Source organism: Streptomyces sp. NPDC001568, assembly GCF_042893755.1.
Lineage (GTDB): Bacteria > Actinomycetota > Actinomycetes > Streptomycetales > Streptomycetaceae > Streptomyces.
Genome location: NZ_JBIAVF010000016.1, coordinates 154,729 through 173,747, shown reverse-complemented (window position 1 = coordinate 173,747; position 19,019 = coordinate 154,729). Strand labels below are relative to the sequence as shown.

Below are 19,019 nucleotides of genomic sequence, written 5' to 3'. Positions count from 1 at the left end.
GGCGGGGGGGGGGGGGCGCGGCGGGGGGGGGGGGGGGGGGGGGGGGGGGGGGGGGGGGGGGGGGGGGGCCCCCCCCCCCCCCCCCCCCGCGGGCCTGCCGTCGGTTGCCGTCAGTTGTCGTCGTTGTCGTTGTCACCGTCGTCCGAGGACACGGTGACCTTGCCGTCCGTGGAGCTCACGTCGTAGTTCGACGTCTTGCCGTCGGCGGCCTTGACCTCGATGTTCCAGTGCGGGGCGGCGCCGTTGTCGTCATCGTCGTCCCAGTCGACGGACACGACCGTGCCCGGATGCGCGGCCAGGGCCGCCTTCATCGCCGCGGCGGCGGTGATCTTCGCGCCGACCAGGCGGGCGTTCTCCGCCGCGTTGTCGTCGCGGTTCTTGTTGCGTTCCGTGACCGCGCCGGTCGTGGTGACCTCCAGCTCGGAGTTGGTGACGCCGTCCTTGCCGATCACGTTGACGTGCCAGATGCCGCCGTCCTGGTCGAGGGACTCGACGACGCCGGGGAATTGTTTGAGGGCTGCCGCCGCCGCTCCGCCCGCGTCCACGTCGACCCGCGCCACGGCGGACGCGGGAACGGTTCTCGACGTGTCGGCGCCGGCCGCCGCGGCGGCCACCGCCGGACCTCCGGCCATCAGGACGACGGACGCGGCCGCGGAAACGTACAGATTGCGCTTCATGGGCTGGACCTCCTCGGGCCGGCCTGGCGCCCGTGGTCACTCGGCGAACGGCCGGCTGTGAGCGATTACCGCTCATTGTCCGGCCGCCCGCCGGGGACGGCGCGCCGAAGCGCCCGCGGCTCAGATCTTGCCGCGGTTGCTCCGCAGGTGTTCCGCCACCGGGCCCAGGGACTCGCGCAGGGCCGTCAGGTTCGCCGGGGTCAGCAGGTCGATGAAGTGCTCCCGCACGGACGCCACGTGGTGCGGGGCGACCTTGCGCATGGTCTCCATGCCCTCGTCCGTCAGGACCGCGTACAGGCCCCGGCGGTCCGACTCGCAGTTCTCCCGGCGGACCAGTCCGGCCGCCTCCATTCGGGTGATCTGGTGCGAGAGCCGGCTCTTGGACTGGAGGGTCGCGGTGGCGAGGTCGCTCATCCGCATCCGGTGGTTCTCCGACTCCGAGAGGTTCACGAGGATCTCGTAGTCGTTGTTGGTGAGTCCGAAGGGCTGGAGATCCTTTTCCAGCTGGTGCATCAGTAGTCGGCTGACGTCCAGGTGGGTGCGCCAGGCGCACTGTTCGGCATCGGTAAGCCAGCGGGTGGCCGTATCGGTCTCCATGGTCTCCATGAATGAACTCTACCTAAGAAGTTGAATTACGTACAAAAATAGGAAGATCTGCGGCTGCCCGGAGATCGGCGGAAGGTCACAGTCCGAAGCGCCGTTGCAGATCACCCAGCTGTCCCGGCATACGGGGCACGCCCACCTGCCCCAGCGGACCCTGGCCCGCGCCCGGAACGCCCTGGGCGTTGGTGTGCGCGCCGGTGCCGACCGTGCCGACCGCCTGCTCCGCCATCAGCGTCTCCGAGGACTGCAACAGCACCGTTCCCGCCCCCACGAACTCGAACTGGTGCTCCTCGCCCGACGCGCCTCCGATGCCCGTCAGCGAGCGGAGCCCGCCCATCACGCCCGACATGTAGCCGTGGTCGTAGTGGTGGCAGGGGGAGGGGCAGTCGGCCCAGCCCACCAGTGCCTGCGGGTCCACACGCAGCGGCGGCTCCATGAACACCACCGGTCCGTTGGACGCCGCCACGAACTTCCCGGTTCCGATCAGCGTCAGGAAACCCGGGACGATCGACTGCTTCAGCGCGAGGGTGGGCTGGTAGGCCAGCAGGTTCCCCGAACGGATCGTCAGGTTGCCGTTCTCCAGGTCGAACGAGTTCACGTCGAAGGCCCGGTCGGCGAGCAGCATCTTGCCCTGCCCCTCGGCCACCACCCAGTCGCTCGCGTGCAGCGGCGAGTGGAAGCTGGTGCGCAGCAGCCGGTCGAAGCGGCCGTGGCCGATGCCGTTGAACTCGATGCTCCCGTAGTACGAGATCATCTTGCCCTTCTGCAGGAACCACTGGCTCCCCTTGAGCTCCACGCAGAAGGTGTACGGGTTCACGTTGTCGTCGGAGGGCAGGGTGTACGGGTCGAAGACGGTGGGCCCGCCGGGCCCACCGGTCACGGGACCAAAGTTCACAGCTTCTCCTCCGAGGCCTGTACGTACACCGCGCCCTGGCCGGACAGCTCCAGCTGGAACGCCTCGCCCGAGCCGCGCCCCACCATGTCGCGCCAGCCCAGCGCCGCGGAGAGCTTGTTCCTGACGTCGCCGTGGTGGGCGACGTACGCCTGCGGGTCGACGTGGATCGGGCGGTTGGGGGTGATGGGGAGCTCGATGACCCCGCCGTGGGCCATCACGGCGACCGCGCCGTGGCCCTTGAGGGTGGTGGTGAACAGGCCCTGGCCGCTCACCTGGCCGCGCACCATGCCCATGACGCCGCCCTGAGAGCCCATGAACATGGTGCCCTGCTGGAGCGTGCCGTCGAAGGCGAGGAGGCGGTCGGCCTCCACGTACAGCGTCTCGCCGGACAGGTTGATCACCTGGATGTGGTGGCCGCCGTGGCCGAACATCACGGTGCCGCTGCCCTCGACCTCCATCAGCGGGGTCTGCTCGTTCGCCACCCGGCGTCCGATCATGCCCATCACGCCGCCCTGGCCGCCGGTCAGGCTGGGCGTGAAGGAGACCTCGCCGCGGTAGGCGAGCATCGCGCCGCGCTGGCTGTACATCTTCTGGCCGGGGACCACCTGGGCCTCGACCATCTTCGAGTTGACCTCGCGGAACGGCATCAGACGTCGCCCCCGACCGTGTTGCGCTCGCTGGGCTGCACGTAGACCAGGCCCTCGCCCTCGAAGCGGATCTGGAACGCCTCGCCCGAGCCCTCGCCGATCAGGGTGCGGAAGTTCACCCCGGACTGGAAGGACTGTCGGAGGTCGCCGGTGTGCGCGACGTACGCGCCCGGGTCCACCGAGAGCGGGTACTGGGCGCTCACGCGCAGCACCACGGCAGGGCCGTCGGACATGATCGCCGCCCGGCCGGAGCCCTCGACGGTCGTGGTGAAGAGCCCGTTGCCCGTCGACGCGCCCCGCAGGCCGGTGAACGAGGTACCGGTGCGCAGGGCCGCGTCGGCGCACAGCAGGTTGCTGGACTCCACGTAGAGCTTCTCGCCGCGCAGCTCGACGAGGTTGATCTCGCTCGCGCGGTCGGCGAAGAAGCAGGTGCCGTGCCCCTGCACCTCCATCACCGTCATCTGTTCGCCGGTCAACCGGCGGGTCACCATGCCGCGGAGGCCTTCGCCACCGCCGGTCATCTTCTTGAAGGACATCTGGCCGTCGTACGCGACCATGGCGCCGTTCTTCGCTTTCACGGCGTCACCGGTCAGGTCGACGGCGAGCACCTTGCTGCCTTGGAGTCGGAACTGAGCCACGGAAAAGAAGGTATCCGCAGCAGGCGGGGCGGAACAGGGCCCTGTGGCCGATATGCGCCACACTCGGCCGCGCCGGGACCCGGGGAAAGATCTTCGGGGGCGGCTGAGACACTGGGACGGACCCCCGGCCGTCACCCCCGAAGGTTCCACGTGGACATCAAGACCGCTTCCGCCCTGCACCGACTGCGCCTCATCTCCGTCCCGGAGGCCCTGTCGTTCCCGGCTCTGCTGATCTTCGGCTCGCTGCTGAGCCGGGTCTCGGACGTCGACTACCTGATGATGCCGCTCGGCATCCTGCACGGCATCCTGTTCGTGATCTACGCGGTCTTCCTGCTCGACGTCTGGAACAAGGCGAAGTGGCCGGTCAAGAAGGTCGCCCTGTTCTTCCTGCTGGCGGTGCTGCCCTTCGGCGGCCTGTACGGCGACAAGCTGCTCAAGCGTGACGAGGCCGACAGCGTCGTGGCCGCCCGCGTCGCCCGCGAGGCGGCGCAGGCATGATCATCGCGTTCTCGGTGACCCCGCTGGGGGTCGGTGAAGAGGTCGGGGAGTACGTCGCGGACGCGGTCCGTGTCGTACGCGAGTCGGGGCTGCCGAACCGCACCGACGCGATGTTCACGACCGTGGAAGGTGAGTGGGACGAGGTGATGGACGTCGTGAAGCGCGCCGTGGCCGCCGTCGAGGCGCGCGCGCCCCGGGTCTCCTTCATCCTCAAGGCCGACATCCGGCCCGGGGTCAGTGACGGGATGACCTCCAAGGTGGAGACGGTGGAGCGGCACCTCGCGCAGGGCTGAGCGCGACCGCCGGTCCGTGCACGACGTACGACGAAGTGCCCCCCGACTCCGGTCGGGGGGCATTCGCGCGTCGGCGGGGCGCCGGGCTCCGCGGGGCGCCGGGGTCCGGGGGTCAGTCGCGGGCGCGGCGGGCGAGGCCGAGCGCGTAGTCCGGCCACCAGCGGCCGGCCCGAGGGCCGCCGCGGCAGGCGCCGTCGGAGTCGCCGGGCCGCTTGACCCACAGGTACGCGTCCACGAGCGGGTGGCCCGTGCGGTCGCTCGGCGGCGTGCCCAGGGCCCGGCCGGGCGGATTGCACCAGGCCTGGTGCCGGTCCCCCGGCAGGGGGCCCGCGCCGTTGCGGCCGGTGTCGATGACGAAGTGCTTGCCGCCGGTGGCCTTGGAGAGCCTGGCCCCGTACGCGCGGCTCGGGGCGTCGGCCTGGAAGCCGGAGACGTTCAGGGCGAAACCGTCGGCGCGGGCGAGGCCCGCCTTCTTCAGGGGCTCGACGAGGTCCGCCGGGTGCGGGATCCAGGCCGGGTTCCCGGCGTCCAGGTAGACCTTGGTGTTCTTGTTCCGCTTGAGCCGGTCGACGGCCTCGGCGAGCAGCCGGTGGCGCTCGTCGTGGTGCTCGGGGCGGGTGCAGCCGTCGATGAGGTGCGGGACGGCCTCCGGCTCCAGGACGACGAGGGCCTTCGCGTCCCCGACGGCGTCGGCGAGGGCGCCGGTCCAGGCGCGGTAGGCACGGGCGTCCGCCGCGCCGCCGGTCGCGGTGGGGCCGCAGCCGCGGTGCGGGATGTTGTGCGCGACGAGCACCAGGGTCCGGCCCGCCGCCTTCGCGCCGGCGCGGGCCCGCAGGACCTCCGGGACCGGGTTCCCCGCCGGCACCCACAGGGCCAGCGGACGGTCGGCGATCCGGCGCAGGACCTGGGCGTCACTGTGGCGACCGCGCGCCTCCCACTCGGCGACCTGTCGGGCGGCGGCGCCGCGCGGGTCGACCCAGAACGCGGACTCGGCGACCGCGCCTGCCGCCCCGGGCCGCGCCTCGGCGGGCGCGGGGCCAAAGGTGCAGGCGGTGGCGGCCCCGGCGAGGAGCAGGACGAGCCCGAGGGCGGTGACGGGGCGACGTCGTACGGCGACGGACATCCGGCTCCTCGGGGGAAGGGGCGGCAGGGGCGCGGGTGGTGCGGAGCGGGCCGCTCGGGGCGGCGCGACGGTGGTCCCGTCGGACGGGACGCCCCGCCGGCCCGGTGCTCCCGGCGGACCGGGACATCGTGACATAACGGATATCCGTCGTCCCGTACGACACCGCGCGCCGGATCCGGCGCGGGGCGGGCCGGGTGACGACGGATCAGGGGTGCGACGTGCCGCCGGTCAGGGCTATCGCCAGCGGGGTGCGTTCGTAGAGGACGTGGCGACCGTGGCGCGAGGGGATCAGCAGGCCCGCCGCCCGGAGGGCCTTGAGGTGCGCCGACACCGTCGAGGGGGCCAGCCCGAGCCGTAGCGCGAGGGCCTGCGTCGAAGCGGGCTCGTGCAACGCGCACAGCACGTCCGCGCGGCCCCGCCCCAGCAGCCCGGCCAGCGCCTGCGGGGTCGGACCGTCGGATGCCGTCCACAGCGCGCCGATGCCGCGCGCCGGGTAGACCAGGGTCGGCTGCCAGGGCGGGTCGTAGCCGCCCACCACGTCCGGCCACACGAACGCGCTCGGCATCAGCAGCAACCCCTGACCACCCGCGTCGCGGTCGTGGTGGGCGGGGCGCTCGATGGTCAGGGTGGAACTCCCGCCGTCCCACCGCAGGTCGGGGTGGAGGCCGTCGAACAGGGCCTCCAGCCCACCCGCCGCCAGGCGCCGGGAGTGGAACAGGATGTCCGCCTCCAGCAGGGCCCGCAGCCGCGGCCAGTGCGGGGCGACCAGGGCCTGCCAGGCCGCCTCCGTCAGATCGGCGAGTTCCCGCACCGCCCGCGCGGGATCGGCCAGCATCCGCCGCCCGATGTCGCTCTCCAGCGCGCCCGGGGTGCAGGCCAGCGAGCGGCGCAGATCCTCCCGGGCCACTTCCGGGTCGGCCGCCCGGACCCGGGCCATCTCCTCCTCGAACGTCACCGACGGGCCGAGCGGCGGCGGGTTCAGCACGTCCGGGTGGTGCCCGGCGCGCGGCATCAGCAGCCGCAGCGGCCGCAGGTCCAGCGCGGCCGCGGCGTCCCGGATCCGGCTCAGCCAGGGCAGGTGGTACCCCTGGCGGCCCGGCCGCAACAGGACCCGTACCGCCTCATGGGTCTCCCGGCGCGGCGAGATCGCGAACCGGCAGCGGAGCAGGTCGGCCGCACCGAAGCGGTAGTGGAACCCCATGGACGCGCCCTCCCGGAACGACCCGACAACCGGACAGCCCTACCACTGGACAGCCCTCCCACCGGACACCCGACCACCGGACAGCCCGACAGCCCGACCACCGGACACGGCCCCTGCCCGCCCGTGGATTCGGCCGGCGACGAATCCCTGGGTCGCAGCGTAGGTTCCGGTCAGGGTGGCCGCCATGACAACCACGTCCCTCGACCCGGACGGGGCCGCGGCCCCGGGTCCTGCCGCCCCACCGGGCGCGGGCTACCGGGAGGTCTTCCGGGTCCGGGAGTTCCGTACGGTCTTCGCCGCGCACCTGCTGTCCCTGCTCGGTGTCGTCGTCGCCGAGATCGCCCTCACCGTCCTCGTCTACCGCGCCACCGGCTCACCCCTGATGAGCGCCCTCACCTTCGCCCTCGGGTTCCTGCCGTACGCCCTCGGCGGCACCCTCCTCGCCGGGCTCGCCGATCGGCTGCCCGCCCGCCGACTCCTCGTCACCTGTGACCTGCTGTGCGCCGCCTGCGCCGCCGCCATGGTCTGGCCGGGAACCCCCGTCGCCGGACTGCTCGTCCTGCGCTGCGCCATGGCCTTCGTCGCACCGCTCTTCCAGGGCGCCCGCAGCGCCTCCCTCGCCGACATCCTCGGCCCGGGCGAGGCCTTCGTCCTCGGCCGGTCCCTGCTGCGCATGGTCTCCCAGAGCGCCCAACTGGTCGGCTTCGGCCTCGGCGGACTGCTGCTCACCGTCCTCGCGCCGCGCGGGGCGATCGCCCTGACGGCCGCCGGTTTCCTGGCCTCCGCGCTGCTGCTGCGCCTCGGTACGCGGGCCAGGCCCGCCCGCGCCCCGGCCCCCGGCGCCGCCCCGGCCGGGGGCCTGCGCCTGCTGTTCGGGGACCGTCGGCTGCGCGCGCTCGTCCTGCTGTTCTGGCTGCCGCCCGCCTTCGTCGTCGTACCGGAGGCGCTGCTGACTCCGTACGCCCACGGGATCGGCGCCGGCACCGTCACCCTCGGGATCCTCATGTGCGCGCTGCCCGTCGGCACCGTCGCGGGCGAGGTCTGGGCGGGCTCCGCGCTCACCGCCCGAACGCGTTCGCGGATCGTGGCGCCGCTGGCCGCCCTCGCCCCGCTGCCGCTCCTCGTCTGGGCGGTCCGGCCCGCCGCCCCCGTCGTCCTCGTGGCGCTGCTCCTGACCGGGCTGGCCCACGCCTACACGCTCGGCCTCGACCGGATGTTCGTCGACGCCGTTCCCGACGAGGCGCGCGGCCGGGCAATGACCCTGCTCTCCACCGGGATGATGACCTGCCAGGGCGTCGGCATGGCCCTGGCCGGCCTGGCGGCCGAGTTCCTCCCCGTGCACGCCGTCGTCACCGGCGCCGCGCTCCTCGGAACGGCCGTCGTCCTGCTGCTCCTCGCCGCGCTGCGCGCGGCCGGGCGGCCGAGGGGTGAGACGGGGCGGGCCACCAAATGACCGCCCGGTAGGGTCTGGTGGATGCCGAAGCCGCTCAGTCTCCCCTTCGACCCCATCGCCCGCGCCGACGAACTCTGGCAGCAGCGCTGGGGGCCGGTGCCGTCGATGGCCGCGATCACCTCCATCATGCGCGCGCACCAGATCCTGCTCGGCGAGGTCGACGCGGTGGTGAAGCCGTACGGACTGACCTTCGCGCGCTACGAGGCGCTCGTGCTCCTCACCTTCTCCCAGGCCGGCGAGCTGACGATGTCGAAGATCGGCGAGCGCCTGATGGTCCACCCGACCTCGGTGACGAACACCGTGGACCGGCTGGTGACGGCCGGGCTGGTGGCCAAGCGCCCCAACCCGCACGACGGGCGCGGCACGCTCGCCTCCATCACGGAGAAGGGCCGCGAGGTCGTCGAGGCGGCGACGAAGGACCTGATGGAGATCGAGTTCGGACTCGGCGCCTACGACGCGGAGGAGTGCGCGGAGATCTTCGCGCTGCTCCGCCCGCTGCGGGTGGCCGCCGCCGACTTCGACGAGGCGTAGGCGGGCCGGTCCGTACCCCGGCGCCGGGTCGCGGACCCGCCTGCCGACGGCGCCCCGGACCGCTCCGCCCGGAGCCGGGGCCCGCGTCAAGATCGAGCAAAACGGACGGTTAGGCTCGTCGGCATGAAACGAAGCGTGCTGACCCGCTACCGCGTCATGGCCTACGTGACCGCGGTCATGCTCCTGATCCTCTGCGCCTGCATGGTGGCCAAGTACGGCTTCGACACCGGCGCCGACCTGACCTTCGCGGTCTCCCAGGCACACGGCGTGCTCTTCATGATCTACCTGGTCTTCGCCTTCGACCTGGGCTCCAAGGCGCGGTGGCCCTTCGGCAAGCTGCTCTGGGTCCTGGTCAGCGGCACGATCCCGCTGGTCGCCTTCTTCGTCGAGCGCAAGGTCCGCGCCGAGGTCGAGCCGCTGCTCGTCGACGCTCCCGCCACCGCGAAGGCGTAGCGAGGGCCCGGCCCGCGGACCGCGGCGGGCGCGAGGGAATCCGACCCCCGGGGGACTCCCCGGGGGTTTCCCATCGACATTTACTAGGACGTCCTAGTAAATTCATGGGTATGGACGCTGACGTCATCGAGGAGGGCCGCCGTCGCTGGCAGGCCCGGTACGACAAGGCCCGCAAGCGCGAGGCCGATTTCACGACGCTCTCCGGAGACGACGTCGACCCCGTCTACGGGCCCCGTCCCGGTGACGCGTACGAGGGGTTCGAGCGGATCGGCTGGCCGGGGGAGTACCCCTTCACCCGCGGGCTGCACGCCACCGGCTACCGGGGCCGGACGTGGACCATCCGCCAGTTCGCCGGCTTCGGCAACGCCGAGCAGACCAACGAGCGCTACAAGATGATCCTGGCCGCCGGCGGCGGCGGGCTCTCCGTCGCCTTCGACATGCCCACCCTCATGGGCCGCGACTCGGACGACCCCAGGGCCCTGGGCGAGGTCGGGCACTGCGGCGTCGCCATCGACTCCGCCGCCGACATGGAGGTCCTGTTCAAGGACATCCCGCTCGGCGACGTCACCACCTCCATGACCATCAGCGGGCCGGCCGTCCCGGCCTTCTGCATGTACCTGGTCGCCGCCGAGCGCCAGGGCGTCGACCCGGCGGTGCTCAACGGCACGCTCCAGACGGACATCTTCAAGGAGTACATCGCCCAGAAGGAGTGGCTCTTCGAACCCGAGCCGCACCTGCGCCTCATCGGCGACCTCATGGAGTACTGCGCGAACGGCATCCCGGCCTACAAGCCGCTGTCCGTCTCCGGCTACCACATCCGCGAGGCCGGGGCGACGGCCGCCCAGGAACTCGCCTACACGCTGGCCGACGGCTTCGGGTACGTGGAACTCGGGCTCTCCCGCGGCCTGGACGTCGACCACTTCGCCTCCGGCCTGTCCTTCTTCTTCGACGCGCACCTCGACTTCTTCGAGGAGATCGCCAAGTTCCGCGCGGCCCGCCGGATCTGGGCCCGTTGGATGAAGGAGGTCTACGGGGCCAAGTCCGACAAGACCATGTGGCTGCGCTTCCACACCCAGACGGCCGGGGTCTCCCTCACCGCGCAGCAGCCGTACAACAACGTCGTGCGCACCGCCGTCGAAGCCCTCGCGGCCGTGCTGGGCGGCACCAACTCCCTGCACACCAACGCCCTCGACGAGACCCTCGCGCTGCCGAGCGAGCAGGCCGCCGAGATCGCCCTGCGCACGCAGCAGGTGCTGATGGAGGAGACCGGCGTCGCCAACGTGGCCGACCCGCTGGGCGGTTCCTGGTACGTCGAGCAGCTCACCGACCGCATCGAGGCGGACGCCGAGAAGATCTTCGAGCAGATCAAGGAGCGCGGTCTGCGCGCCCACCCGGACGGGCAGCACCCCATCGGGCCGATCACCTCGGGCATCCTGCGCGGCATCGAGGACGGCTGGTTCACCGGGGAGATCGCCGAATCGGCCTTCCAGTACCAGCGGTCCCTGGAGAAGGGCGACAAGCGGGTCGTCGGCGTCAACGTGCACCACGGATCGGTCACCGGCGACCTGGAGATCCTCCGGGTGAGCCACGAGGTGGAGACCGTCCAGGTGCGCGAGTTGGCCGAGCGCAAGGCCGGCCGCGACGACGCCAAGGTGACGGCCTCGCTGGCCGCCATGCTGGAGGCCGCCCGCGACGGCTCGAACATGATCCCGGCCATGCTGGACGCGGTGCGCGCCGAGGCGACGATGGGCGAGATCTGCAACGTGTTGCGCGACGAGTGGGGCACCTACACCGAACCGCCCGGCTTCTGATCCCGGCGCGGCACCGGCCGGTCGTGGCGCCCCTCACGGGTGGCGCCGCGGCCGGCCTTCCCGTTTCCCCACCCGGTCAGGCCTCGGAACGGCCTTGAAGGCCGTGCATCAGCAGCGTGGTGAATGCGGTCACCCACGCCTCGTCGACCGGTTCGGCGCTCACCAGGGCCCGGTGCACCACCGTGCCCGCGATCACGTCGAAGATCAGGTCCGTGGTGCGGGCCGCGACGGACTCGTCCTCCTCGTGGGGGAGTTCCCCGCGGGCCTGCGCCCGTTCGCGGCCCAGTACGACGAGACGTTTCTGCCGGTCCACGATCGCCGAGCGGATCCGGTCGCGCAGGGCCTCGTCCCGAGTGGATTCGGCCACGACCGCCATCAGCGCGGTACGGGCCTCGGGGCGGCGCAGCAGCTGCGCGAACTGCAGCACCACGTGCTCGATGTCGGCTTCGAGCGAACCGCGGTCCGGGAGTTCCAGTGCGTCGAAGAGCTCCGCGACCGCGTCCACGACCAGCTCGTTCTTGCCGGCCCAGCGCCGGTACAGGGTGGTCTTGGCGACGCCCGCGCGGGCCGACACGTCGCCCATCGTCAGCTTCGACCAGCCCAGGTCCACCAGCGCGTCCCGCGTCGCCGCGAGGATCGCGGCGTCCGCAGCGGCGCTGCGGGGCCGGCCGGTGCGGCCGTGCGGGGAGCTGGAGCCGGGGCAGGGGTTGCGCATGGCCGAGACCATACCCGCCAGTAGGGGAACCGTCGGGGGGCCTTTCGCTGTGGTTCAGATCACGGGGCGCCGAGGGCTCCGGCGAGTTACGCTACGGCTCGTAGCGTAAGAGCGACAACCACGCGAAGAGCTACTGGTGCCGGGTGGGGACCCGGCGCCGCCCAGCAGAACGGTGCGACGGTTCGGCACGGCGGTCGGTGACGGCGGCCGTGCGCGGCGGTGCGCACCGAAGTCCTACGGCATTTCACGGACGATCTTTCGGGATCTTTTTCGTCGGCGCGCGCACTCGGGGGAGGATGTACGCATGCAGCCCAGAAACATGTCCATGAGCGGCGTCGTCGACCTCGCCGCGGTGAAGGCCGCCGGCGAGGCCAAGGCGAAGGCCGAGCAGGCGCGCGCGGACGCGGCCCGGCAGGGTGGCGGCGCGGGCAGCGCCCCCGGCGGCGCCGTACCGCCGTCCGCCCTCGTATTCGACGTCACCGAGGCCGGCTTCGAGAGCGACGTCATCCAGCTGTCCAACGAGGTCCCGGTCGTCCTCGACTTCTGGGCCGAGTGGTGCGAGCCGTGCAAGCAGCTCAGCCCGCTCCTGGAGCGGCTGACCGTCGAGGCGAACGGCCGTGTCGTCCTGGCGAAGGTCGACGTCGAGGCCAACCAGACGCTGATGCAGCAGTTCGGCATCCAGGGCATCCCGGCCGTCTTCGCCGTGGTCGCCGGCCAGGTGCTGCCGCTGTTCCAGGGCCTCGCCCCCGAGCAGCAGATCCGCGAGACCCTGGCCCAGCTGGTCCAGGTCGCCGAGGAGCGCTTCGGCCTCATCGGCCTCCAGGTCGACCCCGGCGCCGAGGGCGCCCCGGTCGCGGCCGAGGACTCCGTGCCGGCCGGCCCGTACGACGCGCTGCTGGAGGCGGCCGTCGGCGCGCTGGACGCCGGCGACTTCGCCGGCGCGGTGCGGGCGTACCAGGACGTACTCGCGCAGGACCCGACCAACACCGAGGCGAAACTGGGTCTGGCCCAGGCGGCGCTGCTGACCCGCGTCGGGGGCATGGACCCGCAGGCGGTGCGCACCGCCGCGGCCGAGAACCCGAAGGATCCGGCCGCGCAGATGGACGCCGCCGACCTGGACCTGGCGGGCGGCCACGTGGACGACGCCTTCGGCCGTCTCGTGGACACGGTCAGGGTGACGTTCGGTGACGACCGGGACGCCGTCCGCGTCCGGCTCCTGGAGCTGTTCGAGGTCATCGGGGCGGACGACCCCCGGGTGTCGGCGGCCCGTACGGCGCTCGCGCGCGTGCTCTTCTAGGGCCGGTCCGGGCCAGGCCGGAGGACGCCCGAGGGCGCCCGGAGGCCGACGGCGATTTGTTGACACATCGATGAACAGCGGCCGCGCTTTGCCAAAACTTGGTAATCGCGGCCGCTGTTACTCGCAGTAAGTCGAACCGCGTGAACTGTCCGGTTGGTTCGCACTTCCCCCCATCTGTCGTGGCCCTGGGTGACACCCTGCGTGCCCGCCCGACAGCGCCGGGCCTCACTCCGGTTATCCACCCGTTACCCGCCAGTAACGAACCCCCTTGTGCCCCGGCCGGGAATGCACCACGATCGGCGACGCTCGGTCCTTCCCGCAGCGCCGCTCATCCGGAGCCGCGGTGGAGGGTCCCCACCGAGCCGACCGGTGACGGTGTCACCGGCCGTGGACAGGGGGGTCCCTGCACCAGCAGGGCCTGTCCTCCAGGTTGCGCGAACGCGTGGCCCAGTGGTTGTCGCTCGGGGGTGAACGCCGGTGGATCGGACGCGGCTGCGCCGCGGCTCGGCCGCCTGCGCTTCTTCCCGAGGACGTAGCACTTCTCCCATCCCAGGACGGGCACGGCCCGGACCGGAGATGTACGTCCGAGAAGGAGGAACGAAATGAATTCTCAGGTTCGTGGCGGGACCAGATGGAAGCGCTTCGCGCTCGTCATGGTGCCGAGCATCGCGGCCACGGCCGCGGTCGGTGTGGGTCTGGCGCAGGGTGCCCTCGCGGCGTCCTTCAGCGTCTCCGGCCAGGACTTCAAGGTCTCGGCCGACAAGCTCGACGGTGACAACCTCATCCAGTACGGCGGCATCGCCGAGGGGCACGACCTCAAGGGCAACCCGCAGAAGCACCCGGTCACCATCTCGGGCTTCAGTCACGCCGAGATCACCAACATGTGCCAGTCCCTGGTCACCCCGACGCCGCTGGGTAACGTCACCCTGCAGCTGAGGACCGGCCACAAGGGCAAGCCGGCCGTCGCCGAGAACATCTACCTGGATGTGGCGGAGCTCGACACCGACGCCGAGTTCAAGAACCTTGACATCGGTGTCGCGGTCGGTGACCCGAGCCACAAGACGAAGCCGCAGGCCGGTACGGTCACCAGCCCGTACGCGTTCTCCCAGCGTGCGGACAAGGCCGTCCTGTCGAACGTCCGGCAGAAGGCGTGGGCGACCACGGCGGGCACCTTCAAGCTGCCCGACCTGAAGCTGCGTCTGCTCGGCGGCGACCAGCCGTGCTACCAGGACGAGAAGTAACCGGTCCTGGTGCGTGACCGCGGGGGCGGACGGCGGCAGCCGTCGCCGCCCGCCCCCGTGGGCTCCACATAGTTCTCCGTACCACCGTTTCCAGGGAGCTGTTGTCCATGAACCCCCAGGCCCCGGTTCGCGCCGCAGACGACGCTTGGTTCACCGTGGTGTACTACCAATTCCGCGCCTGGAGAGGCCGCCGTCCCTTCTGGGCGGGCCTGTTCACGCTCCTCGGCGGTGTACCGATCGCCTACTTCCCGTACGCGGACCTGCGGTTGGGCAACGTCACCCTCGCGATGGCCACGACGGGCGGGGCCGGCGCGTTGATCATCGGGGTCCTGCTGATCACGCTCGGGCTGGCCCTCTGGTTCCAGCAGACCATCCGCGTCTTCGCGGGTGTCGCCGCGATCCTGCTGGCCCTGGTGTCCATCCCGGTGTCCAACCTCGGCGGCTTCTTCATGGGCTTCCTCTCCTCCATGATCGGCGGCGCCCTCGCACTGTCGTGGGCTCCCGGCGAACCGGTGGACGAGGAGGCGGAAGCCGAGGCCGAGGCCGAGGCAGCGGCGGCGGCCAAGACGGAGGTGCCGGCGGGCAACCCGTACGGCGTCCCGGCTCCCCGCGACACGGAAACGGCGCACCTGACCGAGACGACTGCCCACGCCGATGGCGGGAGGAACAGTGCGGGGTGACGAGACGCAGCGGGGCGTGGCCCCAGGCGCAGAGTCCCGTGAGAGAAAGGGCCCGCGGCACGCGGCGCCCAAGAAATCGCTGCTGAACAAGCTCCAGATACCCGTCGGCAAGACGATGGCGCTGGCGGCGATGCCGACGGCCGTGTTCGTCGGGATGGGCATGGCGCCGAAGATGGCGCTGGCCGACGAGAAGGACATCCCCTTCGCGCCCGGCCCGTGCGTGACGCGTTCGGACGAGCCCGCGGAGTCGGCCTCGCCGTCGCCGAGCGGTTCCCCGTCGAAGACGCCGTCACCGAGTACGTCGCCCACCGCCGGCCCCTCACCGAGCGCGACCGGCGCACCGAAGCCGGGGGCGACCCCCTCGGCCACGAAGACCCCCGCCGCCGTCAAGCCCTCCGGGGCCGCGACGACCGGGAAGCAGACCCCCACGACGGCGCCCTCCACGAGCACGGCCCCGTCCCCCTCGGCGTCGAAGACGCCCAATCCGCTGGACCCGCTGGGTGTCGGGGATGCCGTCAAGGGCCTCTTCGACGAACTCGGCAAGCCCCTCCAGGACGCGAAGAAGCCGGTCACCCCGACGCCCGCGCCCACTCCGAGCGGTGCGCAGACCCCGGACCCGGCCGCGGACGCGATCCGCGACGCGGCGAAGAAGGCCGGCGTCCCGGTGAAGGAACTGCCGCAGGACGTCAAGGACACCGCGAAGTCCCCCAAGGACGAGACGGGCAAGACGCCCGCCAAGGACGCCGAGGCCGACAAGGACAAGGCGGACAAGGACGAGGACGCCAAGGACGCCAAGGACGAGGCCGACGAGGACGCCAAGGACGAGGCGACGAAGGACCCGGACGGGAAGGAACCCTTCCCCTGCCCGACCTACGACGCCAAGGCCCTGGCCGACGCCAAGCTCGAACAGGGCGTACCGCTCCTGCCCGACGAGCCCTGGTACCTCGACAGCTCGCTGCTGACCCTCTACGGCCTCGACTACGAGGGCATCGTCGAGGTGAAGACGGCGGGCGGCAAGACCAAGAAGGTCCTGAAGTTCACGGCGGACTCGCTCGACATCAAGGACCTGTACCAAACGGTCGGGACGGGCGCGAACACCGCCCAGCTGAAGTCCCGTCCGGGGTCCACGTCCACGATCCGCGGCGGCAAGGTGACGATGTACACCGAGAGCCTCAAGGGGAACCTGTTCGGGCTCATCCCGATCGAGTTCACCCCGAACAGCCCGCCGCCGCTGAACGTCCCCTTCGCGTTCTTCACGAACGTCAAGGTCGTCCAGGCCGGCCAGTTCGGCGGCAACCTCACCGTCCCGGGCCTCAAGAACTACATCGGCCCGAAGTAACCGGGACGCGGGGCGCCGGGCACACGCACGGCACGGGCACAGGCACCGCGCACGCACCGAGGGCGGCACCCCGATGATCCGGGGTGCCGCCCTCGGTCTCTGTGCGGCAGAGTCATCTCGACGCCGTCGCCCTTCGGCGACGGCGCGTTCGGCGTGGGGCCCGCGACGTCAGTCGCGGGTGGAGCCGCCGACGTGGTGGACGCGCACCATGTTGGTGGTGCCCGGGACGCCGGGGGGCGAGCCGGCCGTGATGACCATGGTGTCGCCCTCGTTGTAGCGGGCCAGCTTGTGCAGCTCGCCGTCCACGAGGTCGACCATCGCGTCCGTGTTGTCCACGTGCGGAACGACGTAGGACTCGACGCCCCAGCTCAGCGTGAGCTGGTTGCGGGTGTTGACGTCCGTGGTGAAGGCCAGGATCGGCTGCGTGGCGCGGTAGCGCGAGAGCCGGCGGGCCGTGTCCCCGGACTGGGTGAAGGCGATGAGGGCCTTGCCGTCGAGGAAGTCCGCGATCTCGCAGGCCGCGCGGGCGACGGAGCCGCCCTGGGTACGGGGCTTCTTGCCCGGGACCAGCGGCTGGAGGCCCTTGGACAGGAGCTCCTCCTCGGCCGCCGTGACGATCTTGGACATCGTCTTGACGGTCTCGATCGGGTAGGCGCCGACCGAGGACTCGGCGGACAGCATGACCGCGTCCGCGCCGTCGAGGATCGCGTTGGCGACGTCGGACGCCTCGGCGCGCGTCGGGCGGGAGTTGGTGATCATCGACTCCATCATCTGGGTCGCGACGATCACCGGCTTGGCGTTGCGGCGGCACATCTCGATGAGCCGCTTCTGGACCATCGGGACCTTCTCGAGCGGATACTCGACGGCCAGGTCACCACGGGCCACCATGACCGCGTCGAAGGCGTCGACCACGGCGGCCATGTTCTCGACGGCCTGCGGCTTCTCGACCTTGGCGATGACGGGGACCCGGCGGCCCTCCTCGTCCATGACCTTGTGGACGTCCTTGACGTCGTTGGCGTCCCGGACGAAGGACAGGGCGACCATGTCGCAGCCCATCCGCAGGGCGAACCGCAGGTCGTCGACGTCCTTCTCCGACAGGGCGGGGACGTTCACGGCGGCACCCGGCAGGTTGATGCCCTTGTGGTCCGAGATGACACCGCCCTCGATGACGATGGTCTTGACCCGCGGGCCCTCGACCCCGGTCACGCGGAGCTCGACGTTGCCGTCGTTGATCAGGACCTGGTCACCCTTGGACACGTCGCCCGGGAGACCCTTGTAGGTGGTGCCACAGATGGACTTGTCGCCGGGGACGTCCTCGATGGTGATGGTGAACTCGTCACCGCGCACCAGCTCGACGGGACCCTCGGCGAAGGTTTCCAGACGGATCTTCGGACCCTGGAGGTCGGCGAGGACGCCGACCGCACGGCCGGTGTCCTCGGAGACCTTCCGGACGCGGTCGTACCGCTCCTGGTGTTCTGCCTGGGATCCGTGGCTGAAGTTGAATCGGGCCACGTTCATACCTGCCTCGATGAGCGCTTTCAGCTGCTCATACGAGTCGACGGCGGGGCCCAGCGTGCAGACGATTTTGGAACGGCGCATGGAGCGGATCCTATCCGTTTGTTTCGTAGCGGAATATTCCGTCTGGTGGAAAGTCCAAGTGACTAGCGGGTAACCAGCGCGTGCGCCTGGGTGGCGATCTCCAGTTCCTCATCGGTGGGGACCACGGCCACCGCCACCCTGGCGTACTCGGCCGACACCAGTCGGGGCTCGGAGGACCTCGCCGCGTTGGCCTCCAGGTCCAGCGCCAGGCCGAGCTCCTCCAGCCCCTGTACCGCTGCTGCCCGGATTCCGGACGCGTTCTCGCCGACGCCCGCGGTGAACACCACCGCGTCCACCCGACCCAGCACCGCCGTGTAGGCGCCGATGTACTTCTTCAGCCGGTGCACGTACGCGTCCAGGGCCAGCCGGGCCGCGGCGTCGCCCCCGTCGGCCCGCCGCTGCACCTCGCGCATGTCGTTGTCGCCGCACAGACCCAGCAGACCGCTCTTCTTGTTGAGCAGCGAGTCGATCTCGTCGATGGACAGGCCGCCCACCCGCGCCAGGTGGAAGATCACCGCCGGGTCCAGGTCGCCCGAACGGGTCCCCATGACCAGCCCCTCCAGCGGCGTCAGCCCCATGGACGTCTCCACGCACACCCCGCCCCGTACGGCCGAGGCGGAGGCGCCGTTGCCCAGGTGCAGCACGATCACGTTCACGTCCTCCACCGGCTTGCCCAGGAGCCGGGCCGCGGCCCGGGAGACGTAGGCGTGGGAGGTGCCGTGGAAGCCGTACCGCCGGATGGCGTACTTGTCGGCCGTGGCCGCGTCGATCGCGTACCGCGCCACGTGCTCCGGCATCGTCGCGTGGAAGGCGGTGTCGAACACCGCGACCTGCGGGAGGTCCGGACGCAGCTCGCGCGCCACCTCGATGCCGGTGACGTTCGCCGGGTTGTGCAGCGGGGCCAGCGGGATCAGGCTGCGGATCTCCGCCAGGACCTCGTCGTCGATGACCGTCGGCTCGGTGAAGCGGGTTCCGCCGTGCACCACCCGGTGGCCCACGGCCGCCAGCTCGGGGGAGTCCAGCCCCATCCCGTCGGCGGCCAGTTCCGCCGCGACCGCCTTCAACGCGGCCCCGTGGTCGGCGATCGGGCCGAGCCGCTCGCGCCTGCCGCCCGCGGCGCCGGGTCCGGTCAGCGGCTCGTGGGTGAGCCGCGAGGTCTCCTCGCCGATGCGCTCCACCAGGCCGGCGGCCAGCCGGGACCGGTCCGCCATGTCGAGGAGCTGGTACTTCACCGACGAGGAGCCGGAGTTGAGGACGAGTACGCGCGATGCGGTCACGATGAGGGTCTTTCCTTGTCGCGTTCGGAGGGGGGATGCGGGCGGGCC

Annotated in this window: 20 protein-coding genes; 10 read left to right on the top strand and 10 right to left on the bottom strand. The window is 71.4% G+C overall.

The window, feature by feature from the left end; translation table 11 throughout:
- Positions 1–110: 110 nt before the first annotated feature.
- From ACFY0I_RS28040 to ACFY0I_RS28020, 5 genes are all read right to left on the bottom strand, one after another.
- Positions 111–677 (bottom strand): PepSY domain-containing protein, encoded by a 567-nt coding sequence (locus ACFY0I_RS28040; RefSeq protein WP_388901035.1) that lies wholly within the window; start codon positions 675–677, stop codon positions 111–113.
- A gap of 120 nt (positions 678–797) precedes the next feature.
- Positions 798–1,274 (bottom strand): MarR family winged helix-turn-helix transcriptional regulator, encoded by a 477-nt coding sequence (locus tag ACFY0I_RS28035; protein ID WP_388901122.1) that lies wholly within the window; start codon positions 1,272–1,274, stop codon positions 798–800.
- Positions 1,275–1,359: 85 nt separating this feature from the next.
- On the bottom strand, positions 1,360–2,160 hold the full coding sequence (locus tag ACFY0I_RS28030) for an AIM24 family protein (protein WP_388901120.1): 801 nt from the start codon (positions 2,158–2,160) through the stop codon (positions 1,360–1,362).
- Between the two features lie 11 nt (positions 2,161–2,171).
- On the bottom strand, positions 2,172–2,822 hold the full coding sequence (locus ACFY0I_RS28025; protein WP_388901033.1) for an AIM24 family protein: 651 nt from the start codon (positions 2,820–2,822) through the stop codon (positions 2,172–2,174).
- Positions 2,822–3,460, bottom strand: a complete 639-nt coding sequence (locus ACFY0I_RS28020) for an AIM24 family protein (protein WP_388901031.1) — start codon at positions 3,458–3,460, stop codon at positions 2,822–2,824. The genes ACFY0I_RS28025 and ACFY0I_RS28020 overlap by 1 nt, the downstream gene beginning before the upstream one ends.
- A 150-nt stretch (positions 3,461–3,610) precedes the next feature.
- Here ACFY0I_RS28020 and ACFY0I_RS28015 point away from each other — a divergent pair, with 150 nt between their 5' ends.
- Together ACFY0I_RS28015 and ACFY0I_RS28010 are read left to right on the top strand one after the other, a co-directional pair.
- Positions 3,611–3,958 (top strand): DUF3817 domain-containing protein, encoded by a 348-nt coding sequence (locus tag ACFY0I_RS28015; protein WP_388901029.1) that lies wholly within the window; start codon positions 3,611–3,613, stop codon positions 3,956–3,958.
- On the top strand, positions 3,955–4,251 hold the full coding sequence (locus ACFY0I_RS28010) for an MTH1187 family thiamine-binding protein (RefSeq protein WP_388901027.1): 297 nt from the start codon (positions 3,955–3,957) through the stop codon (positions 4,249–4,251). The genes ACFY0I_RS28015 and ACFY0I_RS28010 overlap by 4 nt, the downstream gene beginning before the upstream one ends.
- 112 nt (positions 4,252–4,363) lie before the next feature.
- Here the strand turns inward: ACFY0I_RS28010 and ACFY0I_RS28005 are convergent, their stop codons facing one another.
- Together ACFY0I_RS28005 and ACFY0I_RS28000 are read right to left on the bottom strand one after the other, a co-directional pair.
- Positions 4,364–5,374, bottom strand: a complete 1,011-nt coding sequence (locus ACFY0I_RS28005; protein WP_388901025.1) for a glycoside hydrolase family 6 protein — start codon at positions 5,372–5,374, stop codon at positions 4,364–4,366.
- Between the two features lie 205 nt (positions 5,375–5,579).
- Positions 5,580–6,575: a DUF5937 family protein gene (locus ACFY0I_RS28000; protein ID WP_388901023.1), complete on the bottom strand. Its 996-nt coding sequence runs from the start codon at positions 6,573–6,575 to the stop codon at positions 5,580–5,582.
- 184 nt (positions 6,576–6,759) lie between these two features.
- Here ACFY0I_RS28000 and ACFY0I_RS27995 point away from each other — a divergent pair, with 184 nt between their 5' ends.
- From ACFY0I_RS27995 to ACFY0I_RS27980, 4 genes are all read left to right on the top strand, one after another.
- On the top strand, positions 6,760–8,028 hold the full coding sequence (locus tag ACFY0I_RS27995) for an MFS transporter (RefSeq protein ID WP_388901021.1): 1,269 nt from the start codon (positions 6,760–6,762) through the stop codon (positions 8,026–8,028).
- A gap of 21 nt (positions 8,029–8,049) precedes the next feature.
- Positions 8,050–8,559: a MarR family transcriptional regulator gene (locus ACFY0I_RS27990; protein WP_362876920.1), complete on the top strand. Its 510-nt coding sequence runs from the start codon at positions 8,050–8,052 to the stop codon at positions 8,557–8,559.
- Between the two features lie 123 nt (positions 8,560–8,682).
- Complete coding sequence (locus tag ACFY0I_RS27985; protein ID WP_362876919.1) at positions 8,683–9,012, top strand: DUF3817 domain-containing protein; 330 nt, start codon at positions 8,683–8,685, stop codon at positions 9,010–9,012.
- Positions 9,013–9,122: 110 nt separating this feature from the next.
- Positions 9,123–10,823: a methylmalonyl-CoA mutase gene (locus tag ACFY0I_RS27980; protein WP_388901019.1), complete on the top strand. Its 1,701-nt coding sequence runs from the start codon at positions 9,123–9,125 to the stop codon at positions 10,821–10,823.
- Between the two features lie 76 nt (positions 10,824–10,899).
- Here the strand turns inward: ACFY0I_RS27980 and ACFY0I_RS27975 are convergent, their stop codons facing one another.
- On the bottom strand, positions 10,900–11,538 hold the full coding sequence (locus ACFY0I_RS27975; protein ID WP_388901018.1) for a TetR/AcrR family transcriptional regulator: 639 nt from the start codon (positions 11,536–11,538) through the stop codon (positions 10,900–10,902).
- A gap of 304 nt (positions 11,539–11,842) precedes the next feature.
- On the opposite strand from ACFY0I_RS27975, the gene ACFY0I_RS27970 reads away from it, so the two are divergent.
- The 4 genes from ACFY0I_RS27970 to ACFY0I_RS27955 all read left to right on the top strand — a co-directional run bounded on the left by ACFY0I_RS27970 (position 11,843) and on the right by ACFY0I_RS27955 (position 16,095).
- Positions 11,843–12,835, top strand: coding sequence for a tetratricopeptide repeat protein (locus ACFY0I_RS27970; protein WP_388901016.1), 993 nt, complete (start codon positions 11,843–11,845; stop codon positions 12,833–12,835).
- Between the two features lie 602 nt (positions 12,836–13,437).
- Positions 13,438–14,076 (top strand): DUF6230 family protein, encoded by a 639-nt coding sequence (locus tag ACFY0I_RS27965; protein ID WP_388901014.1) that lies wholly within the window; start codon positions 13,438–13,440, stop codon positions 14,074–14,076.
- A gap of 107 nt (positions 14,077–14,183) precedes the next feature.
- A complete protein-coding gene (locus ACFY0I_RS27960) occupies positions 14,184–14,756 on the top strand; it encodes a DUF6114 domain-containing protein (RefSeq protein WP_388901012.1) in 573 nt (190 codons plus the stop codon).
- Positions 14,746–16,095, top strand: a complete 1,350-nt coding sequence (locus tag ACFY0I_RS27955; protein WP_388901011.1) for a hypothetical protein — start codon at positions 14,746–14,748, stop codon at positions 16,093–16,095. The genes ACFY0I_RS27960 and ACFY0I_RS27955 overlap by 11 nt, the downstream gene beginning before the upstream one ends.
- 168 nt (positions 16,096–16,263) lie before the next feature.
- Here ACFY0I_RS27955 and pyk read toward each other — a convergent pair whose 3' ends face one another.
- Together pyk and ACFY0I_RS27945 are read right to left on the bottom strand one after the other, a co-directional pair.
- Positions 16,264–17,694, bottom strand: a complete 1,431-nt coding sequence (pyk, locus tag ACFY0I_RS27950) for a pyruvate kinase (RefSeq protein ID WP_388901009.1) — start codon at positions 17,692–17,694, stop codon at positions 16,264–16,266.
- 62 nt (positions 17,695–17,756) lie between these two features.
- On the bottom strand, positions 17,757–18,971 hold the full coding sequence (locus ACFY0I_RS27945; RefSeq protein ID WP_388901007.1) for an acetate kinase: 1,215 nt from the start codon (positions 18,969–18,971) through the stop codon (positions 17,757–17,759).
- Positions 18,972–19,019 lie beyond the last annotated feature (48 nt).